This window comes from Streptomyces sp. NPDC008238, assembly GCF_042956445.1.
Lineage (GTDB): Bacteria > Actinomycetota > Actinomycetes > Streptomycetales > Streptomycetaceae > Actinacidiphila.
This window is the reverse complement of record NZ_JBIBGK010000001.1, coordinates 200,580-223,644: the sequence shown is the minus strand read 5'-3', so window position 1 is coordinate 223,644 and position 23,065 is coordinate 200,580. Positions and strand designations below refer to the sequence as shown.

The window sequence follows — 23,065 nt, the reverse complement described above, 5'->3', positions numbered from 1 at the left end:
GGCACTTCCCGGGGGGAGGGAGTTCGCGGGATCCTGCGCGGGGACCGGACGGCGGTGGCACGGGGGGGGTGGCGCGGTGGGGCGGGGCTGGGTGCTGGGGCTGCTGGCGCTGGCGTCGGGCGTGGTGTCGGTGGCCCTGGCCGTCGCGGTGAACGTCGCCACGGGAGGCGTACTGCCCCCGGCCCTGCGCCCGCTGGCCGGCTGGGCCTGGCCGGCCGTCGGCGCGGGGGCGGTCGCCGCCGCGGGGCTGGCCCTGTGGCAACAGCGGCTCCAACTCCCCGTGCCGGCGCCCACGACAGCGCCGGCGGACCCTCCCCCGCCGCTCACTCCCGCGCAACTTCCGTCGGAGGTCGCGGACTTCACCGGTCGGGAAACCGACGAGGCTTCGCCGCGAGCCGCGTTCGCGGGCGGCGCGCGCGTGGTGGCCGTCGCGGGCCCGCCCGGGGTCGGCAAGTCGACCCTGGCCAACCGGCTGGCGCACGTGCTGCGCGAGCGGTGCCCGGACGGCCGGCTGTACGTGAACCTCGGCGCGGGGCGCGGCGACCCGATGCCCCCGGACGAGGCGCTCGCCCGGTTCCTCGCCGCGCTCGGCGACACCGAACCGGCCCCGTACGGCGACGCCGAGGCCCTGGCGGCGCGGTACCGCAGCATGGTGCCGGACCGGCGGCTGCTGGTCGTCCTGGACGACGCCCACGACGCCGCCCAGGTGCGTCCACTGCTGCCCGCGGGCCCGCGCTGCCTGGCAATCGTGACCAGCCGCCCGCTGCAGGCCGACCTCCCCGAGGCGGTCACGTACGAGCTCGCGCCGCTCGGCACCGCCGACGCGCTGGCGCTGCTGGCCCGGGTCAGCAACCCGGAGGGCGACGGGGCCGACGCGGAGGCCGGGGCCGCGGCCGAGGAGGCCGTCGCCGTGCACCGCCGCGCGGGCAACCGGCTGGGCGAGGCGTACGGCTTGGCCGGCGTGGGCCGGGTGGCGTGCGAGGAAGGGGACACGGCGACGGCGCTGGCCCGTCACCGCGACGCGCTGCGGCTGTTCGAGGAGCTGGGCGACGCCCCGGGGACCGCCGACGCCCACGGCGACCTCGGTGGCCTGTTCGTCCTGCTGGGCGACCACGCCGCGGCGGTCCGGGAGTTCGAGGCGGCCCTCGCCGTGCTCAGTGGGCTGCGCCATCCCGTGGCCGCGGGGTTGTGCCGGCTCCGCCTGGCCGAGGCGCTGGCCCTGGCGGGTGACCTCGCGGGCGCCGCCCGGGAGCAGCGTTCCGGTGAGGCGCTGCTGACCGGGACGGACGGCTGGCGGCAGCTCGACGAGGCACGGGAGCGCCTGGCCGCGCTCGGCCTCCGGGCCGGCACCACCGGCTGAGCGGCCGGCCGCGCCGCCTCAGCGGGGGCCGCGCAGCCGCTCCATGTCCCGCCGGTCGCGCTTGGTCGGCCGGCCCGTACCGCGGTCGCGGACGACGGGCGCCGGCACCTCCTCCGGGGTGGGCGGCGCCGGACTGTTGTCGACGAAGCACTCCGCCGCGGCGGGGGCGCCGACCCGCTTGCGCACCAGACGCGTGACGACGACGATCCGCTCGCGCCCCGCGCCGCGCAGCCGCACCTCGTCGCCGGGGTGGACCGCGTGCGCGGGCTTGACGCGCTCGCCGTTGACCCGCACGTGCCCGGCGCGGCACGCGGTGGCGGCCAGGGAGCGCGTCTTGGTGAGCCGTACGGACCAGATCCAGGCGTCGACCCGAACGGGGCCCTCGTCGTCAGCCATGTCACGACCCTAGCGCGCCCGCTTCCCGGAACGCGGCGTCCGGTATGCGCTCTTGACGGCAGGCCCCGCGGCCCACAGGATGCGCGCAGGCATGCACACGTCAAACGTGCCGACGTACCGCCCGCACAGTCCCGCGCAACTCCATCCCCCACACACCGGAGTGACCTGTGCCCGCATTCAAGATCGTCGCGGCCGGGGCCGCCACCGCGCTCGCGGCGGCCCTGCTCACCGCCTCCGCGACACCCGCGACCGCGACACCCGCCGCCGCGCGGCCCGCCGCCCTCGCCGCCCCCGACATCCCGGTGGCGAACGTCAAGGCGCACCTCGCCCAGCTGCAGTCGATCGCCACCGCCAACGGCGGCAACCGGGCCCACGGCAGAGCCGGCTACCGGGCCTCGATCGACTACGCCAAGGCCAAGCTGGACGCCGCCGGATACACCACCACGCTCCAGCAGTTCACCTCGAGCGGCGCCACCGGCTGGAACCTCGTCGCCGACTGGCCCGGCGGCGACACCAACCACGTGATCATGGCGGGCGCCCACCTCGACTCGGTCACCGCGGGCCCCGGCATCAACGACAACGGCTCCGGCTCCGCCGCGGTCCTGGAGACCGCCCTGGCCGTCGCACGCGAGAACCTCCAGCCCACGAAGCACCTGCGGTTCGGCTGGTGGGGCGCCGAGGAACTCGGCATGGTCGGCTCCAAGGCGTACGTCAACGGCCTGGCCTCCGCCGACCGGGCCAAGATCGACGGCTACCTGAACTTCGACATGATCGGCTCGCCGAACCCGGGCTACTTCGTCTACGACGACAACGCCGCCCTGGAGAAGGTCTTCAAGGACTGGTACGCCGCCAAGGGCATCGCGACCGAGATCGAGACCGAGGGCGACGGCCGCTCCGACCACGCGCCCTTCAAGAGCGCGGGCATCCCCGTCGGCGGGCTGTTCTCGGGCGCGGACTACACCAAGACCTCCGCCCAGGCGCAGAAGTGGGGCGGCACGGCAGGCCAGGCCTTCGACCGCTGCTACCACTCCTCCTGCGACACGACGGCGAACATCAACGACACCGCGCTCGACAACAACAGCGACGCGATCGCCAACGCGATCTGGACCCTGGGCACCGCCACCGCTCCCCCGCCCGGCACGGTCTTCGAGAACACCGCGGACGTCAGCATCCCCGACAACGGCGCGGCCGTGACGTCCTCGATCACCGTCAGCGGGATCAGCGGCAACGCCCCCGCGGCCCTCGCCGTCGGCGTGGACATCCGGCACACCTGGCGCGGCGACCTCGTCGTGGACCTGGTCGCCCCGGACGGGAGCAGCTACCGGCTGAAGAACTCCAGCGGCAACGACTCCGCGGACAACGTCATCACGACCTACACGGTCAACGCCTCCAGTGAGGTCGCGGCCGGCACGTGGAAGCTGCGCGTGCAGGACGTGGCGTCCCAGGACACGGGCTACATCAACAGCTGGAAGCTGACCTTCTGACCGCCCGGCCCCGGTGACGGCCCCCGCCCCCACGCGAGCCGTCACCGGGCCCGTGACGGCGCCCACGCGACCAGGCGGCCGTGTCCGCGGCGGTCGAGGAGGCCACCGAGAGCCGGCCCGCGCCACCTTCGACACGGACGTCTTCGGCGTGCTCACGTGCTCCGGACCGAGCACCCACTCCGGGGGTCGGGCTCCTGGCCCTGTCGGACGCCCTCGCCGCGCCGTTCCCGGCCGGTTGGACGGCCGGGGCCCGCCACGACACCGTGTGCGTGACCTGCACGAAGGTACGGGTACCGGCGGGGCAACGGGTACTCGCCGTCGCGGACGCCCGGCGGCAGAACGCCGGAGCCGCGCACGACCTCGCAGCGCCCCCGGCGGTCCCGGCCCCGCTCACCGGCGCTGGGCTCACGCACCTCGTGTGAGGACACCGCGGCCGCGGGTAGGCGCACAGCCGACCGGCAGCCCGGCGGCGCGGGGCGCCCGCTGCGGGTGGACGGTCGCCGTCCTACGCTGAAGAGGGGGCGCGGCGTGCAGTGGCAGTGGCGAACGCACCGTGCCGGGCCTCCCGAGAGGAGAACCGCAGATGAGCAGCCACCACTCCAACTCCCACGTCGACGTCCTCCTCACCGGCTGCGAGCGGCAGGACGCCGGAGCCGTGCTGGGCGCATTGGAGGCGGCCTTCCCGACGCGTCCGGGCGAGTCGCTCACCGAGGCCGTGGAACCCCGCCCCGGGTCCTCGCACCCGACCGTGTGGGCCGCCTCCGTCGACACCCGCAGCCACGGGCACGAGCTGGGCCCCGTCCACCTCGACGGCGCCCTGATCGCGGACCTCTCCGGCGGGCCCCGTCACGTCCGCGAGGTCAAGAAGGTGCTCGGCGACTCCTTCCGCCTCGAGGAGCAGGGTTCCGTCTCCGGTGACCAGGAGGTCGAGCTGCGGCTCCGCCTCACGGAGCTGTCCGACGGCCGCTGAGCCGGAGGGCGTCCCCGGGCCCGGGACGGCCCGCCAGGCGGCGGGCGGTCCCGGGCCGCATGGGCGTCGCACCGGTGCCGGGCCCCGCCCCGCCCGGTTCAGGCCACGAAGAGCCCCGACCCCTCGCCCTCGGAGCCGCCGCCGTCGCGGACGGTCTGCGCGGCCGCCGCCAGCCGCTCCACGGCGTCGCGCGCCACCGGCCCGCCGACGGTGAAGGGCAGCCGGACGTACCCCTCGAAGGCGCCGTCGACGCCGAACCGCGGGCCCGAGGGGACGCGTACGCCGAGGCGCTCGCCCGCGACGGCGAGGCGTGAGCCGGACACGTCCCCGGTCCGCACCCACATGGTCATGCCGCCGGACGGGACGGCGAACTCCCAGTCGGGCAGCCGCTCGCGCAGCGCCGCCACCAGGTCGTCCCGGTGGGCGCGCGCCCGTTCGCGCCGGGCGGCGACCGCGTCGTCCCACGCCCCGGTGCGCAGCAGCCACGCCACGGCGAGCTGGTCGACGACGGGCGAGCCGAGGTCCAGGTAGGCGCGGGCGCTGACGAGGCGGCGCACGACGTCGGGCGCCGCGCGGACCCAGCCGATGCGCAGCCCGGCCCAGATGGCCTTGCTCGCCGAGCCGACGGTGATGACGCTGCCGCCGCGGTCGAAGGCGGCCATCGGGCGCGGCGCGGACGCCGCCCCGTCGAGCGGCAGCTCGGCCATGGTCTCGTCGGCGACCAGGACGGTCCCCGCGGCGCGGGCGGCCTCGACGAGGGCGCGGCGCTGGTCGTCCGGGACGAGGGTGCCGGTGGGGTTGTGGAAGTCGGGCATGACGTAGGCCATGCGCGGCGCCGCGTCGCGCAGGACGCGCTTCCAGGCGTCGAGGTCCCAGCCGCCGAGGCCCTCGCGCATGGCGACGGGGACGAGCCGGGCGCCGCTCTCCCGCAGCAGTTCCAGTACGTTGGCGTAGCTCGGTGACTCCACGGCGACGCGCTCGCCGGGGGCCCCGAGACGGCGTACGGCGGCCGCGATGGCGCCCATGGCGCCGGTGGTCACCATGATCTGCTCGGGAAGGGTGGGGATGCCGCGCGCGGTGTAGCGCGCGGCGATGGCCTCGCGCAGCACGGGCAGCCCGGCGGGGAAGTCGCCGTGGGTGGCCGAGTACGACGGCAGGTCCGCCAGCGCGCCCTCGACGGCGCGGGTCAGCCACGGCTCGGGCGCGGGCAGCGCCGCGCAGCCGAGGTCGATGACGGTGCCGGCGGCGTCCGGCGGAAGCGGCTCCAGACCGCGGGTCGGCAGGGCGTGCCCGTCCGGCACGGCGGTCCAGGTGCCGGCGCCGCGCCGCGACCGCGCGAAGCCCTCGGCGCGCAGCGCCTCGTAGGCGGCGGCGACGGTGGTGCGGCTGACGGCGAGGGCGAGGGCCAGTTCGCGTTCCGCGGGGAGCCGCGCGGCCACCGGCACACGCCCCTCCAGGACGGCGACCCGGATGCCGTCGGCGAGCCCGCGGTAGGCGGGGACGCGGCGGCCGGCGGCGCTCCGGCCCGGACGAGGCTCCAGGAGACGCGCGAGATGGGCGACCCCTACCGTTGCGGTCCACTGCGACATGGTTTCCGGTCCACCTTCCGCATATTGGCCATGGATTTCTCCCAGGACCATGCCACATAGTGTCGCGCATCGACTCGTCACGGCCAAAGGGGGGTCCCGTGGAGGGCCAATCCAGAACCGCACGCCGCCTGTTGCACCTCTACGCGGGACTGGCCCTCTACGGGGCGAGCGCGGCCGTGCAGGTGCGGGCCGCGCTGGGCCTCGACCCCTGGGACGTCCTGCACCAGGGCATCTCGCGGCACACCGGTGTCAGCATCGGCCTGGTCTCGGTGGCGGTGGGCGCGCTCGTCCTGCTGCTGTGGTGGCCGCTGCGCCAGCGGCCGGGCCTGGGCACCGTCTCCAACGTCTTCGTCGTCGGCCTGTCGATGGACGCGACGCTGGCCCTGCTCCCCCAGCCGCACGGCCTCGGTGTGCGGATCCCGCTGCTGGTGGCGGGCGTGGTGCTGAACGGCGTGGCGACCGGCCTCTACATCACCGCCCGGTACGGCCCGGGCCCCCGCGACGGACTGATGACGGGCCTGCACCACCGGACGGGCCGCTCCATCCGCCTGGTGCGCACGGCGATCGAGGTCACCGTGCTGGCGGTCGGCTTCGTACTGGGCGGCAGCGTCGGTGTCGGCACGGTCGTCTACGCGGTGTCGATCGGGCCGCTGGCCCAGTTCTTCCTGCGGCTGTTCGAGCTGCCGGCGTCCCGTCCGGAGGACGACTCCGTGGTCGTCGCCCGAGGGGGGCGGCCGGTGGCGGACGCCGCGGAGGGGCGCGCCATACTGCCGGAGTGAGCGACACACGCCATCCGTACCTGGACAGCCCGGCCCCGATCGCCTTCGCCCACCGCGGCGGCACCGCGGACGGCCTGGAGAACACCGCCTGGGCCTTCCGGCGCGCCGTCGACCTCGGCTACCGCTACCTGGAGACCGACGTCCACCTGACCTCGGACGGCGTGCTGGTCGCCTTCCACGACGCGTCCCTCGACCGGGTCACCGACGCCGGCGGGCGGATCGCGGAACTGACGTGGGGCGAGGTGGCCCGGGCCCGGGTGGCCGGGCGCGAGCCGGTGCCGTTGTTCGAGGAACTGCTGGAGGAGTTCCCGGACGCCCGCTGGAACGTGGACACCAAGACGGACGCCGCGGTCGAGCCCCTGGTGGAGATGGTGCGCCGCACCGACGCGTGGGACCGGGTCTGCGTGGGCTCGTTCTCCGAGGCCCGGCTGGTCCGGGCCCGCGCGCTGGGCGGCCGGCGGCTGGCCAGTTCCCTGGGCACCCGCGGCGTGGCCGACCTGCGGCTGCTCTCCCGGGGCGGCCGCGCGGCCGAGCGCCTGCTCCTCGCCGCGGCACGGCGGCGCGGCGCGGTGTGCGTGCAGGTGCCCGAGCGGGCGTACGGCATCCGGGTCGTCGACCCCGCGTTCATCGCGGCGGCGCACGGGCTGGGCCTGCAGGTGCACGTATGGACGATCAACGACGAGGCCCGGATGCGCGCGCTGCTGGACCTCGGCGTGGACGGGATCATGACCGACCGTCTGGAGGCCCTGCGCTCGGTGTTCAGCGAACGCGGGGTCTGGACCACCTGACGGCCGGTCCCGGCCGTGCGGCCGGGACCCGTCACACCTTGGCCTGCTTCGTCTTGGACATCCGGGCGAAGACCACGACGTTGCCCGAGTAGCCCGAGTCCTTGCTGTAGGTGCCGCCGCAGGTGATCACGCGCAGTTCGGGGTCCTTGGTGTCCCCGTAGACGCGCTTGGAGGGGAACTCCGCCTTGGTGAACACCTCGATGCCGTAGATGGTGAAGATCGCCGTGGTGCCGTCGTCGCGCACCACGTCGATGGTGGATCCCTTCTTCAGCGCCCCGAGGCTGTAGAAGACGGCGGGTCCGCTCTCGTTGTCGACGTGGCCGACGATGACGGAGGAGCCCCGGGCCCCCGGGCTGACCGAGTCCTTGAACCACGCGGCCTCGCCCGCCTTCTCCAGCGGCGGTGCCGCGATCACGCCGCGGCTGTCCAGGCCCACGTTCATGATCGGCGCGTCGATGCTCACGCCGGGGATGCGGATGCGCGTCGGCTGGGCGGGCGGCAGCGGGGGCGGCGCCTTGATCGCGGCCGCGTCGGAGAGCGCCGCGGAGGCGGCGGAGGGCTGGGGTGGCCCGTCCATCCCGGTGAAGCCCTGGAAGGTCAGCACCACCCCGGTGACGAGGACCGAGCACACGAGCACCCCGACCGCACCACGCCCGCGCCGGGTCAGCGTCAACCGCCCGGGGCGCGCCGCCCCGGGGCGCCCGGCCGTTCCGCCGCCGGGACGGCCGGGAAGGCCCGGGCGCGGCACCGGACGACGCCGGGGCGCCGCCGGCGGTTTCGCGGGCGCCGCCGGCGGTTTCGCGGGCGCCGACGCCGGGGGCTTCACGCCGGCCGGGGCCGGGGGCTTCACGGCAGCGGGGGCGGGGGGTGTGACGGGAGTGGGCGCCGGCGGCTTCGGCGGAGCGGGTGCCGGCGGTTTCGCACCGGCCGGAGCCGGCGGCTTGGCCGTGCCCTTCGGCGGAGCCGGCGCCTTCGCGGCCGGCCTGCCCTTCCTCTTCTGCCTCTGCTTCTTCGCGGGCGGCTGCCCCGTCCGCGCCGGCGCCGGGTCGGCGGGCCGGGCGCGGGCCGGGGGCTGCGGGGTGCGGTCCGGCCGGCCGGGTGCCCGCGCCACGCCGGCGGTGTGCTCCGGCACGAAGGGCTGGCCGAACCACGGGTCGGGCTGCCCGTACCAGGCGTCGGGCTGTCCGTACCAGGGCACGGGGGTGGTCTGGTCCCCGGAGTTTCGCAGCATCGCAGTCCTCAGCTCCGACCGGTGGGTCACGAGTGACAGTCCGTCATAAATGATGTTAAACCGAAGTATGCGTCAAACGCGGATGGATCAGTGCTAACCGGGCAATGTACGCCCCACTCGATCGAGTGGCGGCGCTGCGGCAGCGGGGCCAACCGGGGCGGCGGCGCCCGGAGCGGCGCCGATGATGCCGAGCGTGTCCTGACGGGTGCTCATCACCCGTGCCCGCCGCGGTCCGACGATCCGCACGCACTGGCCGTGGCCACGGCCGTCGTGTACCACGCGCGCGCCGAAGGGCTGCCGGGCGGCACGGGCACCGCCGGTACGGGGTCCGCCGCTGTCGCCAACGCGGTCCCGGGTCCCGCGGGTTCACGGCACGCACGGTCCATGAGGGTCGCTGCGCCGGCGTCCGGAAGGCGCCGGGCCGCGGGGAGGCCCGGGCGGAACCGGCCATTCGGTGCGTCCGGGCGAATTCCCCTGCCGCGCCGCTCCGGTGAACGCCGGTGAAATCACCTTTTCCGCAGCGGTTTTCCCGAGTGGACGGGGACAGCCGAACCCCGCCCCGTAGGGGCGCTCGTTCCCCGGGCGTATATCGCGCCCCTGGGGAGGCGTTCTGACGAGACGTGGCCTGATGGTTCCTCGGCTGACTGGACGTCCGCTGACGCCGTTTCCGGCGGACGTCCGGTCACCCGTTTGACGAGCTCTTCACATTTTTCTGATGTCGCCGTGGGTATGGCTCCCACCTGCGACAACGCTGTTCCGGGCGGAGTGGTGATGCCCCGTCCGGGGGAGGCCCTGTGCCGATTCCGAGGTGCGTGAAGATCCCCGCCCTCGTGCCATGGATCTCAAGGACGCGGTCGCAGTTCGTGTCGCGGTGATCCCCAATCCCGCCTGCCCCGTCCGCAAGGAGGTTCCCCCCATGCGTGGTTCACGCATTCTCGCAGCGGCGACCATGACGGCCGCCGCAGTGATTCTCCCGGCGTCGCATGCGTTCGCCCTCACGAACGTCAACATCATTCCGGAAGAGGCCGTCGCCGGGCAGCCGGTCGCCATCACCGCCGACGGGGCCACCTGCCTGACCGGCACCGTGACGGCCGTCTCCTCCCCCGGTGGGCTCTTCCTCACCACCGGCAGCCTGACCGGTGACGTCTGGCAGCCGACCGCGACGGGCAAGCGCGCGGTCTTCGACGTCCCGCAGGGGATCGACCCCGGTACCTACACCGTCACCGTGACGTGCACCCCGGCCACCGGCAGCACCGGCACCACCGAGTCGGACACCGACACCCTCAAGATCCTGAGCGCCAGCGGCGAGCGGGACGGCGAGAACGGCCGTGACGGCGAGGGTCAGGGCGAGGGCCGTGACAGCGGCGGCCGGGGCGGCGAGCACGGCGGCGGCGAGCACGGCGGTTACGGCGGCGGCCACGGTGGCGGCCACGGCGGCGGTGGCGGCGGCTACGGACGTGGTCACGGCTACGGCGGCGACGACCGGTGCGAGTCGTGGTGGGGCAGCGACGACGACAACGGCCGTGGTGGCGGCGGCGGTTACGGCGGCGGCGGTGACAACGGCGGCGGCGGTTACGGCGGCGGCGGTGACAACGGCGGCGGTGACAACGGCGGCGGCGGTGGCGGCCGGGGCAACGGCGGCGACAACGGCGGCGGCGGCAACGGCGGTGGCGGCAACGGCGGTGGCGGCAACGGCGACCGCAACGGCGGCGGCGACAACGGCAACGACGAGAACGGCAACGACGAGAACGGGGGCGACGGCAACAACGGCAACGACCTGACCGCGCAGAGCTTCGGCGGCGGGTCCGACGACGGCCGCAACATGGACGACTCGTGGGGCGGCAACGGCGGCGGCCGTGGCGGCGACGACAACGGCGGCTACGGTCGCGGCAACAAGGGCTGCAAGGGCGGCCACGGCGGCGGCGGTTACGGCGGCGGCAACGGCGGCGGCGGTGGCGGCAACGGCGGCGGCGGCGGCAACGGCGGCGGTGGCGGTGGTGGCGGCAACGGCGGCGGCCCCGACACCGGCTTCGGCGGTTCGATCGGGATGAACACCCCGGAGACCCTGCTCGGCGCCTCGTTCCTGGTCGCCGGTGCCGGTGCCGGTGTCTACATGCTGCGCCGCCGGCGCATGAACGGCGGTCGCGCCTGATCGCCGCGGACCTCCGCGACACAGGCTGACCGTCCTGCCCCCGGGCCGCCCGCGTGGCGCCCGGGGGCAGTCCCGTGCACGGGCCGGACGGACGGGAGGAGTCCGCCGGATGAACGCGTGGATCCGGTGGATGATCCCCCTCCCCCGCCCCGGCCGTCGATGGCATCATGACCGATCACATCGGCACGGCGCACGACACGGATCGGCAGGAACCACGGGTGACCACGGGCGAGGCGCAGGACACGGCGGTGCACGACGGCACCACCGCCCCGGCGCACGAGCGGCGGCGCGCACAGCGCGGCTGGTACTTCTACGACTGGGCCAACTCGGTCTTCTCCACGAGTGTGATCACGGTCTTCCTGGGGCCGTACCTCACGGACATCGCGGAGACGGCCGCGGGTCCCGACGGTTACGTCCACCCGCTCGGGATACCGGTCCGCGCCGGTGCGTACTTCGCGTACGTGGTCTCCGCCTCCGTGCTGCTGTCGGTGCTGGTGATGCCGCTCGCCGGGGCGGTCGCCGACCGCACGGGCCGCAAGAAGGCGCTGCTCGGGACGTTCGCGTACATCGGCGCGGCCGCGACGACGGCGATGTTCTTCGTGACCGGGGACCGCTACCTCCTCGGCGGCGGACTGCTGATCGTCGCCAACGTCGCCTTCGCGTCGGCCATGGTCCTCTACAACGCCTTCCTGCCCGAGATCGCCGATCCGCACGAGCGCGACGCGGTGTCCTCGCGAGGCTGGGCGTTCGGTTACGCCGCCGGGGCGTTGATGCTCGTCGCCAACCTGGCGCTGTTCCTCGGGCACGACGCGGTCGGCGTCTCCAAGGGCATGGCGGTGCGCATCTGCCTGGCCTCGGCGGGCCTGTGGTGGGCGGCCTTCACCCTCGTCCCGCTGATGCGGCTGCGCGACACCCCGGCGGGCGCGCGGTCCGCCGGGCAGGCCGTCAAGGGCGGGGGCTCGCTGCGCCAGGGCTGGCGTCAACTCGCGGACACGCTGCGGGACATGCGCCGCCACCCGCTCACCCTGGGCTTCCTGCTGGCGTACCTCGTCTACAACGACGGCATCCAGACCGTGATCTCGCAGGCCTCGCTCTACGGCTCCGAGGAGCTGGAGCTCGACGAGACGGCCCTGATCGGGGCGATCCTCCTGGTGCAGGTGCTGGCGGTCTTCGGTGCCCTGCTGCTGGGCCGGCTGGCGGCACGCTACGGGGCGCGCCGTACCGTGCTGGGCTCTCTGGTGGCGTGGACGCTGACGATCGGCGCCGGCTTCTTCCTGCCGGCCGGCGAGCCGGTGGCGTTCTACTGCCTGGCGGCGGCCATCGGGATGGTCCTGGGCGGCAGCCAGGCGCTGTCCCGCTCGCTCTTCTCACACCTCATCCCACGCGGCAAGGAGGCCGAGTACTACTCGGTGTACGAGGTCAGCGACCGGGGAACGAGTTGGCTGGGACCGCTGCTGTTCGGCCTGACGTACCAGCTGACCGGGAGCTACCGGGACGCGATCGTGTCCCTGGTGGCGTTCTTCGTCATCGGCTTCGTGCTGCTGGCGAGGGTGCCGATGCGGCGGGCGGTGGCGGCCGCGGGCAATCCGGTCCCCGAGACGATTTAGTGCGGATGGGCGCGGCGCGGTAGTGTACGCCGTTGGCCGTCGGACGGACCGTTACTGCGCGCTAAAGATACCAGAACGCAGGGTGACATCTCACGTTAGATGTGACAAAACGGGCGTTGATGGGTACAAAAAGGGGCGACACGACGGGCGACGCACCTCCCGAGACCGGGAATCTTCACCGCCGACCGGACGTTGACCGGATGACGACGACAGCGACACCTGTCCTGTGGGCGACACAGCCCGGGAGGCACGATTCATGAGTGAGCGAGCTCTCCGCGGCACGCGACTCGGGGCGACGAGCTACGAGACCGACCGCGGCATCGATCTGGCACCGCGCCAGACCGTTGAGTACGCATGCCGGAACGGACATCGATTCGAGATGCCGTTCTCGGTGGAGGCCGAGATCCCGCCGGAGTGGGAGTGCCGCGCCTGCGGCCAGATCGCACTCCTGGTCGACGGAGAGGGCCCGGAGGAGAAGACGAGCAAGCCCGCGCGTACGCACTGGGACATGCTCATGGAGCGGCGCACGGTCGAGGAGCTGGAGGAAGTGCTGGCCGAACGGCTCGCCGTCCTGCGCTCCGGCGCCATGAACATCGCGGTGCATCCGCGCGACAACCGCAAGAGCGCCTGACAGAAGGAGACGGGCCCGTGAGGGGCGGGCCCGGGAGACGTGCGCCCCGGGCGAGCGTGGCCTCAGTGCCGCGGCCCGGGGTTTTCGTCGTCCTGATCCGGCCCGGGCTCGACGACCTCACCCTGGATGACCTTGCCGTCCGGGCGGTGGATGCGCATCTGCTCCTCGGCGGCGCGCGCCTGGGCGAAGAGGTCGCCCAGCGAGCCCTGGCCGGAACCCCGCCCGCGGGCCGCGGAGGCCCGCCGGTCGAGGGCGCGCCTGCCCGCCCTCGTCAGCAGGGAACGCGTCGGCGGGAAGAGGAAGAGCAGCCCCGCCACGTCGGAGACCAGCCCCGGCACCATCAGCAGCAGCCCGCCGGTCATGACTGGCGCCGCGCCGCTGCCGCCGTTCCCGGCGCCGGACGCCTTCCGGGCCTCCTCGGGGTCCCGTCCCTGCTGCGCGGACCGCATCGCCTCGTTCAGCGAGCGCCAGGCGCTGCGCCCGGCGTGGCGTACGGCCAGCGCCCCGCAGACGAAGCCCACGACGAGCAGCAGGAGGACGGTGAGGCCGCCGGCGGCGCCGGCGACCAGGATGAGCAGCCAGATCTCCAGCAGCACGTAGGCGGCCACTGCGAGCGGTATCCACCTGCCGGGTCGCGAACGCCGCTGCGGACGCGCGTCGCCGCCCGGTTGCCGCGGACCGGCCGGCGGCGGGGAGCTGATCGTCATACGCACCATTGTGCCTGCTCCCCGCCGAAGTCCCGAGGGCCGGTCAGCCGCGGCGCCGCCCCGACGTCAGCCGCCTCACGCGGGAGCCGACGCCCCAGGCGGTGACCCGCCACAGCGCCTCGGCGACGATCTCCCGGCTCATCTTGCTGTCGCCGCGCTCGCGCTCCACGAAGGTGATGGGGACCTCGACGACGTGGAAGCCGGACTTCACCGCCCGCCAGGCGAGGTCGACCTGGAAGCAGTAGCCCTGGGAGGCCACCTCGTCCATGCCCAGGCCCAGCAGCGTGTCCTTGCGGAACGCCCGGTAGCCCCCGGTGACGTCGCGCAGCGGCACGTCGAGCAGCAGCCGCGAGTAGGTGCTGCCGCCGCGCGACAGGAACTCGCGGGACTTGGGCCAGTTCACCACCCGGCCGCCGGGGATCCAGCGGGAGCCCAGCACCACGTCGGCGCCCTTGAGCGCGGTCAGCAGACGCGGCAGCTCCTCGGGCTGGTGCGAGCCGTCGGCGTCCATCTCCACGAGCACGCCGTAGTCCCGCTCGATGCCCCAGCGGAAGCCCGCCAGGTAGGCGGCGCCCAGCCCCTCCTTGCCCTTGCGGTGCAGCACGTGGACGTGGTCGTCGGCGGCCGCCAGCTCGTCGGCGAGCTTGCCGGTGCCGTCGGGGCTGTTGTCGTCGGCGACGAGGACGTGCGCCTCGGGCACGGCCGCACGGACGCGGGCGACGATCGGCTTGACGTTGTCGGCCTCGTTGTACGTGGGGATGATCACGAGGACCGAGCCGAGCGGCCCGAAGGCCCTCCCCTGGGCTGCGCCACGGGTGACCCCACCGCCATCGCTCACTGCTGCTCCTCCGTCTCGTTGCGTCCCCGCCTGCCCAGCATGATCGCCGCGGCCCAGGACAGGAGGCCCACCATAGCGAGGGTCCATTCGGGAGCGGAGCCGACGCGGTCGGCGACGGTCAGATCGTCGCGGAGCGGCAGCCGCGCGCTGAGCACGGTCTGCGTGAACTCCTCGGTCTGCTGCTCGATGCGTCCGTCGGGGGCGACGACGGCGGTGATGCCGCTCGTCGCCGCCGTCACCACGGCGCGACCGTGCTCGACGGCGCGCAGCCGGGACATCGCCAGCTGCTGCTCGGGCTGGCCGGTGCGGCCGTAGGTGGCGTTGTTGGTCTGGATGATCAGGGCGCGGGCACCCGCGGTGACGGTGTCGTGGACGATCCCGTCGTACGCCACCTCGAAGCAGATGACGTCGCCGAGCCTGGCCGGGCCGATCTGCAGGACGCCGCTCCCCTGGCCCGGGTAGAAGTCCCGCGGGACCTGGTCGAGCCGCTTGATGACCTTGGTGAGCTGCTCGCGGAAGGGCACGTACTCGCCGAACGGCACCGGGTGCTGCTTGGTGTAGTGGTCGCCGGGGCCGCTCTCCGGGTCCCAGACGATGCCCTCGTTCTGGACGTGGTCGGCGTCCGGGCCGTCGACCAGGGCGCCGACGAGGACGGGGACGCCGACCGCCCGGACCGCCTCCGTGATCAGGGCGTAGGCCTGGGGCTCGGAGAACGGGTCCATGTCGGAGGAGTTCTCCGGCCAGATCACCAGATCGGGCTTGGGCACGCGGCCCGCCTTGACGTCCTCGGCGAGCTTCAGGGTCGCCTCGACGTGGTTGTTGAGGATCTTCAGCGGCCGGCCGAGGAAGTGCATGCCCGGCTGCTGGACGTTGCCCTGCACGATGGCCACCCGCACGGAGTCGTCGGCCGCGGTGGGCACCGGCACCGCGTACCCCGCGGCGAAGGTTGCCACGGCCAGCACGGCGGCCGTCGTCGCGGGCACGAAGCGGCGCGCGCCGAAGACGACCGGGCCCTTGCGCAGCCGCCACACGGCGACCGCCGCCGCGGCCAGCAGCGACCCGCACAGCGCCACGGCGAAGGTCACCAGCGGCGCCCCGCCGAGCGCGGCGAGCGGCGTGAAGGGCGTAGCGGTGTTCGCGAAGGCGAGCCTGCCCCACGGGAAACCGCCGAACGGCAGCCGGTCCCTGGCGAGTTCCTCCGCCACCCACAGGCAGGCGCCCCACAGCGGCCAGGCGCGCAGCCGCGACGTGACCGCCAGGCCCGCGCCCAGCACGGCGACGAAGGCCGCCTCGATGACGGACAGGCCCACGACGGCGTCCCAGCCGATCACCCGCAGCCACAGCAGCAGCCACACGAAGAACGGCAGCCCGAAGGCGAAGCCCAGCCAGGCGCCCTGACGGGCGGTACGGCCCCGGGTCAGCAGTGCCAGGCCGGCCACGGCCGCGACCGACAGCGGCCACACCCCGTACGGCGGGAACGCCGCCGCCAGCGCCAGGCCGCACAGCGCGGCGAGCCCCGACCGCCGCGCGTTCGCCCGCAGGGCGCGCGCCATGCGGGCGGTACGGCCGGGTGCCGGGGCGGGTGGCGGCGGCGGTTCTACGGACGTCGCCGGCGGCGCGGCGGGGGCCGGTGCGGCGTCGGAGCGCGGTCGCAAGGTTCGCGGCCTTCCTGCAGGTGGTCACTGTGTGAGAGTGACCGTACCTCCAACGGCCGTGTCCGCGGACCCCGGGCGGGCAAAGCCTCCCGCCCCGGGCACGCCCGGGGCGGTGGGCGTCAACGCGGGGCGTCGCCGGCCTGCCCGGCGGCGACCGGCCGCGGACCCTGCCGACGTGGGGGCGCTGTCGGCTCGCGCCCGGGCGAGGGCCGAACGCCACGGCGGCGTCGCCGGAGCGCTTCGCCGACCCCGACCGGCTGGACCTCTCCCGCGCGGACAACCCGCACATCACCTTCGGCGCCGGCATCCACTACTGCCTCGGCGCCCCGCTGGCCCGCATCGAACTGGCCGCGTCCTTCACGGCGCTGCTGCGCCGCGCCCCGCGGCTGGAACTCGCGGCGGAACCCGCCTGGAACGAGGGCTACGTCATCCGGGGTCTGCGCGAACTGCGCGTCACCTGCTAGCACCCGGCCCGGTGCGGCTGCGGGACCCGGCCCGAGGGCCGGGTCCCCCCGCTCACGCCGTGATGTCCCGGCGGCGCAGCGCCGCGAGCCCCGTCGCGGCGAGCCTCGTCCGACGGGCCGAGCCCTCTCAGGCCGGCCTGGCGGCAGTCGGCCGCCTTCGCCGCCCGCCTCCGTGGGGTGAACGCGGTCCCGACCCACCCGGGCACGGGCCGCGCGTGCGGGTGGCGGTGCGGGAGCGGCGTGGCCGACACCGGGCGCCGTCCGTCCGCACCCCGGCCACGGCCGACGCCGGCCCGATGCGCGCGTCCCGGGCGACGCGGCAGCCGGGGTACCGGCGTTCCGGTCGCGCGCGGGGCGTACGGCACGGCAGGGACACCCGGGCTGCCCGGGAGGGGGGCGAGGGCGGGGCGAACTGCTCGGGGCCCGGAACGCCCTTCGGGCCGACCTGGGACCCGCTGGCTGCGGATCGGCGACAAGGCCGTTGTCTACTGGGCGTCCGGGCCCCTCCCGGGTCACACCTGCCGACCGGGCGGAGCCTCTCGGCGAGGCGGACCGCGTTCCGTGCCGCGAGCGCTGGACCTGGCTCCAGTGACGCACGCCGTTCGGCGCGACGCCCGGTGGCCCAGCTGCGGCCGTCGGCGCACGGAGATCCGGTCGGACGTCCGGTGGTGGACCCGGCCGAACCTACTCGCCCCCGACCGCCGCCTGTCAACAGCCGTTTGACCTGCGCAGATTGACCAAATCAGCAGGTCAACGCGCGGCTAGGGAAAGTTCCACGCCATCCCGACGGAGAACCGTTCGGAGGCATCGGCCGTTGACCCGTCACTCGTTCGGCCGTGCGAAGACCGTACGGCCGCCGACCACCGTGCGCAGCGCCGTCGGCAGCGGGAGCCCGGGGGTGAGGTCGGGCAGGCCGGGGGTGCCGGAGCGGGGGTCGGTCGACCAGTTGGCGACCCGCTCGTCGGGGGCCTGGACCACGAGGTCGCCGGCCCGCCACACGACGTAGTCCGCGGGTGCGCCGGGCACGAGGACGCCCGCCTCGTCACGGCCCACCGCGCGCCAGCCTCCGCGGGTGTGGGCGTTGAACGCGCCGCGGACGGAGATGCGGTGCTCCAGCGTCCGGTGGAACGCGGCGGCGCGCACCGTGCCCCAGGGGTCGAGCGGCGTGACAGGGCTGTCGGAGCCGAGGGCGAGCGGCACACCGGCCCGGGTCATGGCGGCGAAGGGGTTGAGGGTGCGGGCCCGCTCGGCGCCGAGCCGCTGGGCGTACATGCCGTCCTCGCCGCCCCAGGCGGCGTCGAAGGCGGGCTGCACGGAGGCGACCAGGCCCAGTTCCGCGAAGGCGGCGACGGTGTCGCCGGTCATCATCTCGGCGTGCTCCACACGGTGCCGCAGCGCGCGCACCCGGCCCAGGCCCACCCGGCGGGCGGCCTCGCGCACGCCTTCCGCGACGGCGGCCACGGCGGCGTCGCCGATCGCGTGGAAGCCCGCCTGCACCCCGGCCTCGGTGCACAGCGCCACGTGATCGGCGATCGCCGCCGCGTCCAGGTAGGCGGTGCCGCCCACGGCGAGCGCGTCGGTGTACGGGGCGTGCAGGCAGGCCGTACGGGAGCCGATGGAGCCGTCCACGAAGAGGTCGCCGCCCGCGCCGACGGCGCCCAGGTCCCGGATGCGCTCCAGGTCCCCGGCACCGGTCACGGCCTCGGCCCAGTAGCCGTACACCCGCGGCCCGGGCTCGTCCGCCGCCAGCCGGAGCAGCGCGGTCAGGTCGCCCTCGGAGGAGATGTCCGGGCCCGCGCACTCGTGGACGGCGCCGATGCCGAGCGAGGCGGCGTGGGCGAGCGCGGCGCGCTGGGCGGCGGCGCGCTGCTCGGGCGTCACGGCGGCGTAGGCGGCGCGCCGGACAGCGTGGTGGGCGTCGCGGGTCAGCGGCCCGTCGGGGTCGTACCCGGCCATGCCCTCGGCACCGGGGGCCAGCGCCAGCAGGGCCGTGGTGACGACCGCCGAGTGGACATCGGCGCGCGTCAGGTACAGGGGGCGGCCGCCGGTCGCGGCGTCCAGTTCCGCGCGGGTCGGCGGGCGCCGTCCCGGCCAGCGGCTCTCGTCCCAGCCGTGGCCGAGCAGCACCTGGTGCCCGGGGTGGGCGTGCGCGTACGCGGTGACGCGGGCGAGGGCGTCCGCCAGGTCGGAGGCGGGGGCCAGGTCGAGGCCGGTCAGCGCCAGGCCGGTGGCGGTGGTGTGCACGTGGGCGTCGGTGAAGGCCGGGGTGACCAGCGCCCCGTCGAGGTCGATCACCTCGTCGACGCCGGACGCGTAGGACTCGGCGGCGCCCTCGGAGCCGACCCAGGCGACCGTGCCGCCGTCGACGACCATGGCCGTCGCGAAGGGGTCGGCGGGGCTGTAGACGTTGCCGCCGCGCAGCAGCACGGTGGTGGTCGGCTCGTTCGTGGTGTGCGGCACTGGGTTTCGCCTCGCGATGTGATGGTGGGCCCGCCCGGGCCCCGGTGGGGGCGGGGGACGGGATGGTGCGGTGGGTCGGGTCCCGGGGGCCGTGGGGCCCCTCAGACGCGCGGTGGGCGCGCCTCGTACGGCGTGGAGAGGACGACCGTGGTGCGGGTGGAGACCCCGGCCAGGGTGCGGATCCGCGCGAGCAGGTGCTCCAGCTCGATCGGCGTCGCGACCCGGACCTTGAGGATGTAGTTCTCCTCGCCCGCGACGCTGTGGCAGGCCTCGATCTCGGGGACCTCGGCGAGCCGGTCGGCGATGTCGTCGGGGGCGCTCGGGTCGAAGGGCTTCACCGAGATGAACGCCGTCAGCGACAGCCCCACCGACTCCGGGTCCACGATCGCCGCGTACCCGCGGATCACCCCGCGCTGCTCCAGGCGCCGGACGCGCTGGTGCACCGCGGAGGTGGACAGGCCGGTGGCCTTGCCCAGGTCGGTGTAGCTCATGCGCCCGTCGGCCACGAGAAGTTCCACGATCTGCCGGTCCAGCTCCTCCACAGCGCAAGAACCTACAGGGTCCGCGGTCGTCGGCGGTATCCGGCCGCCCCGACCCCCCGCACGTACGGGACCGGCGCCGGTCAGGAGCGGATGCGGACGCACAGCAGGCAGGTGTCGTCCCGCGGGTTCGCGGGGCCGAGTGCCCGCGTGAGGACGGCGGCGACCGTGTCACAGTGCTCCGCGGCGACGCGCTCGGCGCAGCGGGCGAGGTCGGCGAGACCGGTGCCGAGGTCCTGGCCGCGCCGCTCGATCAGGCCGTCGGTGAAGAGGAACAGCCGGTCCCCGGGCGGCAGCCTGGTCTCGCACAGGCCGTAGACGCTGTCCCGGCCGGCACCGAGGATGCGGCCCTCGGGGCGCTCCAGGTACCCGGCGCGGCCGTCGCGAAGGTGGAGCACGGGCAGGTGCCCGGCCTGCGCCCAGGTGAGGACGCCCTCGGCGGGCCGGTACTGGGCCAGAACCATGGTGGCGGTCGCGGAGCCCGTGTTCATGAGCACCTGGTTGAGACGCTCCAGCAGGCGGTGCGGGGGCGTGCCGCTCAGGGCCATGGCCTCCGCGCCGTAGCGGAGCTCGGCCATCGTGGCGACGGCCTCGACGCCGTGGCCGGCGACGTCGCCGACCGCGAGCAGCACGGAGTCGTCGGGGAGGGCGACGGCGGTGAACCAGTCGCCGCCGATCTGGATCGTGCTCTCGGCCGGCAGGTAGGAGACGTCGCAGCTGACGCTGCCCAGCTGGAAGGGTTCCTCGGGCACGGGCAGCAGGGCGCGCTGCAGCCGCCGGGCCAGGATGTGCTCGGCGTTCAGGGTCCGTTGCTGCGTGCTGAACGCGCGGTGGGCCTCGTCGAGCGCGATCTCGCCGTGGCGCAGTGCGGTCAGGTCCTGGAAGAAGCCGTGCACCAGCACGGGTGTGCCCTCGGCGTCGGTGACGGCCTCGGCGACCATGCGCAGGTGGCGGGTGCCGTGGCCGGTGCGGATGCGGAAGGGCGCGTCGACCGGGTCCCCGCGTTCGAGCAGGGCGTTCACCGCGGCGCCGAGGACGGGCACGTCCTCCGGGAAGAGGTGCTGCGGCAGCTCGTCCAGCGGCATGGGCCCGAGCGCCGGGTCCCGGTCGAAGACCGTGAACACCTGTGGCGACCAGCTCAGGGAGCCGGCCACCAGGTCCCAGTCGGCCCAGCCGAGGTTGCCCAGGTGCTGGAGCCGGCGCAGCCGTTCGATCTCGCGGTCCGCCGTGTCGTGCCGCAGCCAGGAGACGACCAGGCCGTCGCCCAGCCGTGCCACGGCCACGGAGTAGGTCGCGGTCCGCGGCACGCCGGCGGCCACCTCGTGGTACTCGTAGGGGTCGGTCTCGTACGGTTCGCCGGTCGCCAGGGTCCCGAGGTACCCGTCCCACAGCGGGGTGCCGGCCACGGTCGGGTAGCACTCCAGGATGCGCCGCCCGACGAGTTCGCGCCCGGTGCGCCCGGCCACGTCCACCGAGGCGGGGGCGGCCGCCTCGATGCGGAAGTCGGTGACCTGGCCCTCCTCGTCGCGTACCGGGACGAGGAGGACGGCCGCCTCGTACAGAGTGTCGAGCACGGCCTGCACGGTCGCGGGCCAGGTGGTGGCGGGGGCGGGTGACAGGCAGGTGGCGCAGGCGCGCGCGGCGGCCGTCAGCAGGGCGCGGTCGGCGGGGTGGAAGTCGTCGGGGCGTTCGCGGAGGAAGCCGGCCACGCCGACGACGTCCTCGCCGCGGCGCAGCGGCAGCCAGGCCCGGGAGGCCCACATGCCGGGGCGGTCGCCGAGGAGGGCGCGGTCGGCGCCGTCCTTGTCGAGACCGCACAGCCACACCGGGCGGCCGAGGCGCACCGCCTCCACGGGTGCCAGTTCCGGCAGCGGCGGCACGTGTCCCCAGGCGGAGGCGGTGCCGGCGTCGATGCCGGAGTGGGCGACCAGGTCGAGGCCGCCCGCCGGTGCGCTGGTGTAGAGCAGCACGGCGTCGACGTCCGCGGTGTCCACGAGTTGCCCGACGAGCAGCCAGGTCAGCTCCTCCGAGGTGCCGGCGGCGCTGCGGACGCCGTCGATCCCCCGCGGACGCGGACGCGGTGGCGGTGGCGGTCGGTGGTGGCGGGAGGTGTACCGGGACGAGGTGAAGGCGGACGGGGGGTCGCCCTCGGGCCCGGGCACGGGGACCTCGGGCCCGGGCGGCGCTTCCGGCTGCGGCGGCGGGGTGACCGGGGCGCGGGAGGTGTGCAGCTCGGCCAGCAGCTCCCAGGCCTCCTCAAGCACGGTGCGGCCGGCCCGGTCCGCGCGGCGTTGCAGTTCCTCCTGGGCGCCGCCGGGACCCAGCCCCAGGCGTCCCATGAGCACGCCCCTGGCCCGCTCGGCGGCGGCCCGCGCGGGTGCGGCGAGCCGCTCCTCGTCGAGTTCGGCGCGCAGCCGGGCGACGGTACGAGCCAGCTGGTCGGCCGCGGACCGCTCGTCGGGCCGGCCACCGGACGCGGAGGCGACTCCGTCGTGGCTCACTCTGTGAGCATCGCACAATCACCCCGGGGAGAACCCCCTCGCCGGAACGGCCTCGGGAACCAACGCCGGTGGCCCGGTCGCCCCCGCGGCGGACGCCACGGACGGGGCCCTCGCCGGGCCCGGGCCGTGTCAGCCACCCGGGACCTTCGGGCCGTGGGCCCGAGCCCCAGCGCTGCCGGCGCAGGCGCGGTCAACCCCCGTACCGCGGACGGTTAGGCGCATCCGCACCGGGAAGCCGACCCAGCGACGCATCCCCGAAGGGAGAGGACCCATGGGCACGATCAGCGAATCCGTGGACGTCGACGTCCCGCTGCACACCGCGTACAACCAGTGGACGCAGTTCGAGGAGTTCCCGAACTTCATGGAGGGCGTGGAACAGGTGACCCAGGTCGACGACCGGCACAACCACTGGGTGATGAACGTCGCCGGTGCCCGCCGGGAGTTCGACACGGAGATCGTCGACCAGTTGCCGGACGAGCGGGTGGCGTGGCGCACCGTCACCGGGGACGTCCGTCAGCGCGGTGTCGTGACCTTCCTGGAGCTGGACCCGTCGCACACCCGGGTGAACCTCGCCATGGAGGTGGAGACCTCGGGGCTCGCGGAGAAGGCCGCCGACGCGCTCGGCGTCGTGGACCGGCGGGCGCGGGGCGACCTGCGGCGGTTCAAGCACTTCATCGAGGAGCGGGGCAGCGAGACGGGGGCCTGGCGCGGCCGTGTCGCTCCGGGTGGCTGACCCGACGGACGACCTCGGCGGACGATCCCCGGGCCCGGGTCGGTGTCCGCGGGCTGAGTTCAGCGGCCCCGGTGAGCACGGCGAACTCGGCCACGGCGTCGCCGCGGTCCAGGATGCGCCGCGCGGCGCGCTCCAGCAGGAGGGCCACCTCCTCGTCGGGCTGGAGGGTGGCCTCCCCCAG

18 protein-coding genes and 1 pseudogene are annotated in these 23,065 nt (G+C 74.9%); 10 read left to right on the top strand and 9 right to left on the bottom strand.

Going from position 1 to position 23,065, the window contains the following annotated elements:
• Window positions 1-76 precede the first annotated feature (76 nt).
• Window positions 77-1,360, top strand: coding sequence for a tetratricopeptide repeat protein (locus tag ACFZAU_RS01025; protein WP_500550478.1), 1,284 nt, complete (start codon window positions 77-79; stop codon window positions 1,358-1,360).
• A gap of 18 nt (window positions 1,361-1,378) precedes the next feature.
• On the opposite strand, the gene ACFZAU_RS01020 is transcribed toward ACFZAU_RS01025, so the two are convergent.
• Window positions 1,379-1,756, bottom strand: a complete 378-nt coding sequence (locus ACFZAU_RS01020; RefSeq protein WP_499603013.1) for an RNA-binding S4 domain-containing protein — start codon at window positions 1,754-1,756, stop codon at window positions 1,379-1,381.
• Between the two features lie 167 nt (window positions 1,757-1,923).
• Between ACFZAU_RS01020 and ACFZAU_RS01015 the strand changes: the two genes are divergently transcribed.
• Both ACFZAU_RS01015 and ACFZAU_RS01010 read left to right on the top strand, forming a co-directional pair.
• Entirely contained in the window at window positions 1,924-3,240 is a 1,317-nt protein-coding gene (locus ACFZAU_RS01015; protein ID WP_500550477.1) for a M28 family metallopeptidase, read from the top strand.
• 583 nt (window positions 3,241-3,823) lie between these two features.
• Window positions 3,824-4,210 (top strand): hypothetical protein, encoded by a 387-nt coding sequence (locus tag ACFZAU_RS01010; RefSeq protein ID WP_499603015.1) that lies wholly within the window; start codon window positions 3,824-3,826, stop codon window positions 4,208-4,210.
• A gap of 98 nt (window positions 4,211-4,308) precedes the next feature.
• Here ACFZAU_RS01010 and yczR read toward each other — a convergent pair whose 3' ends face one another.
• A complete protein-coding gene (yczR, locus tag ACFZAU_RS01005; protein ID WP_500550476.1) occupies window positions 4,309-5,799 on the bottom strand; it encodes a MocR-like transcription factor YczR in 1,491 nt (496 codons plus the stop codon).
• A gap of 98 nt (window positions 5,800-5,897) precedes the next feature.
• On the opposite strand from yczR, the gene yczE reads away from it, so the two are divergent.
• Window positions 5,898-6,578, top strand: a complete 681-nt coding sequence (gene yczE / locus ACFZAU_RS01000) for a membrane protein YczE (RefSeq protein WP_500550475.1) — start codon at window positions 5,898-5,900, stop codon at window positions 6,576-6,578.
• The gene (locus ACFZAU_RS00995; protein WP_500550474.1) at window positions 6,575-7,366 is read left to right on the top strand and encodes a glycerophosphodiester phosphodiesterase family protein; all 792 of its coding nucleotides are present in this window, start codon (window positions 6,575-6,577) and stop codon (window positions 7,364-7,366) included. Before yczE ends, ACFZAU_RS00995 begins: the two co-directional genes overlap by 4 nt.
• A gap of 31 nt (window positions 7,367-7,397) precedes the next feature.
• Here ACFZAU_RS00995 and ACFZAU_RS00990 read toward each other — a convergent pair whose 3' ends face one another.
• Window positions 7,398-8,003 carry a class F sortase gene (locus tag ACFZAU_RS00990; protein WP_500550473.1) on the bottom strand — a complete coding sequence of 202 codons (606 nt, stop codon included), beginning with the start codon at window positions 8,001-8,003 and terminating at the stop codon, window positions 7,398-7,400.
• 1,510 nt (window positions 8,004-9,513) lie between these two features.
• Here ACFZAU_RS00990 and ACFZAU_RS00985 point away from each other — a divergent pair.
• From ACFZAU_RS00985 to ACFZAU_RS00975, 3 genes are all read left to right on the top strand, one after another.
• Window positions 9,514-10,749 carry a hypothetical protein gene (locus tag ACFZAU_RS00985; RefSeq protein ID WP_500550472.1) on the top strand — a complete coding sequence of 412 codons (1,236 nt, stop codon included), beginning with the start codon at window positions 9,514-9,516 and terminating at the stop codon, window positions 10,747-10,749.
• Window positions 10,750-10,916: 167 nt separating this feature from the next.
• Window positions 10,917-12,356 carry an MFS transporter gene (locus tag ACFZAU_RS00980; RefSeq protein WP_500550471.1) on the top strand — a complete coding sequence of 480 codons (1,440 nt, stop codon included), beginning with the start codon at window positions 10,917-10,919 and terminating at the stop codon, window positions 12,354-12,356.
• Between the two features lie 256 nt (window positions 12,357-12,612).
• Window positions 12,613-12,987: an RNA polymerase-binding protein RbpA gene (locus ACFZAU_RS00975; RefSeq protein ID WP_431949087.1), complete on the top strand. Its 375-nt coding sequence runs from the start codon at window positions 12,613-12,615 to the stop codon at window positions 12,985-12,987.
• A gap of 62 nt (window positions 12,988-13,049) precedes the next feature.
• On the opposite strand, the gene fxsA is transcribed toward ACFZAU_RS00975, so the two are convergent.
• From fxsA to lnt, 3 genes are read right to left on the bottom strand one after another with little or no spacing between them, the layout of a single operon-like run.
• A complete protein-coding gene (gene fxsA, locus ACFZAU_RS00970) occupies window positions 13,050-13,694 on the bottom strand; it encodes an FxsA family membrane protein (protein WP_500550470.1) in 645 nt (214 codons plus the stop codon).
• Window positions 13,695-13,737: 43 nt separating this feature from the next.
• Complete coding sequence (locus ACFZAU_RS00965) at window positions 13,738-14,532, bottom strand: polyprenol monophosphomannose synthase (RefSeq protein WP_500550469.1); 795 nt, start codon at window positions 14,530-14,532, stop codon at window positions 13,738-13,740.
• On the bottom strand, window positions 14,529-16,187 hold the full coding sequence (gene lnt / locus ACFZAU_RS00960; RefSeq protein WP_500550468.1) for an apolipoprotein N-acyltransferase: 1,659 nt from the start codon (window positions 16,185-16,187) through the stop codon (window positions 14,529-14,531). Before lnt ends, ACFZAU_RS00965 begins: the two co-directional genes overlap by 4 nt.
• A gap of 230 nt (window positions 16,188-16,417) precedes the next feature.
• Here lnt and ACFZAU_RS00955 point away from each other — a divergent pair.
• Window positions 16,418-16,651 (top strand): annotated as a pseudogene (locus tag ACFZAU_RS00955) (cytochrome P450); the annotation flags it as partial.
• Between the two features lie 822 nt (window positions 16,652-17,473).
• On the opposite strand, the gene ACFZAU_RS00950 reads toward ACFZAU_RS00955, so the two are convergent.
• From ACFZAU_RS00950 to ACFZAU_RS00940, 3 genes are all read right to left on the bottom strand, one after another.
• Window positions 17,474-19,024, bottom strand: coding sequence for an amidohydrolase (locus tag ACFZAU_RS00950; protein WP_500551098.1), 1,551 nt, complete (start codon window positions 19,022-19,024; stop codon window positions 17,474-17,476).
• A gap of 188 nt (window positions 19,025-19,212) precedes the next feature.
• On the bottom strand, window positions 19,213-19,653 hold the full coding sequence (locus ACFZAU_RS00945; protein WP_018562423.1) for an Lrp/AsnC family transcriptional regulator: 441 nt from the start codon (window positions 19,651-19,653) through the stop codon (window positions 19,213-19,215).
• 80 nt (window positions 19,654-19,733) lie between these two features.
• On the bottom strand, window positions 19,734-22,151 hold the full coding sequence (locus ACFZAU_RS00940; RefSeq protein ID WP_500550467.1) for a PP2C family protein-serine/threonine phosphatase: 2,418 nt from the start codon (window positions 22,149-22,151) through the stop codon (window positions 19,734-19,736).
• 271 nt (window positions 22,152-22,422) lie between these two features.
• Here ACFZAU_RS00940 and ACFZAU_RS00935 point away from each other — a divergent pair, with 271 nt between their 5' ends.
• Window positions 22,423-22,884: an SRPBCC family protein gene (locus ACFZAU_RS00935; protein WP_500550466.1), complete on the top strand. Its 462-nt coding sequence runs from the start codon at window positions 22,423-22,425 to the stop codon at window positions 22,882-22,884.
• Window positions 22,885-23,065: the final 181 nt, after the last annotated feature.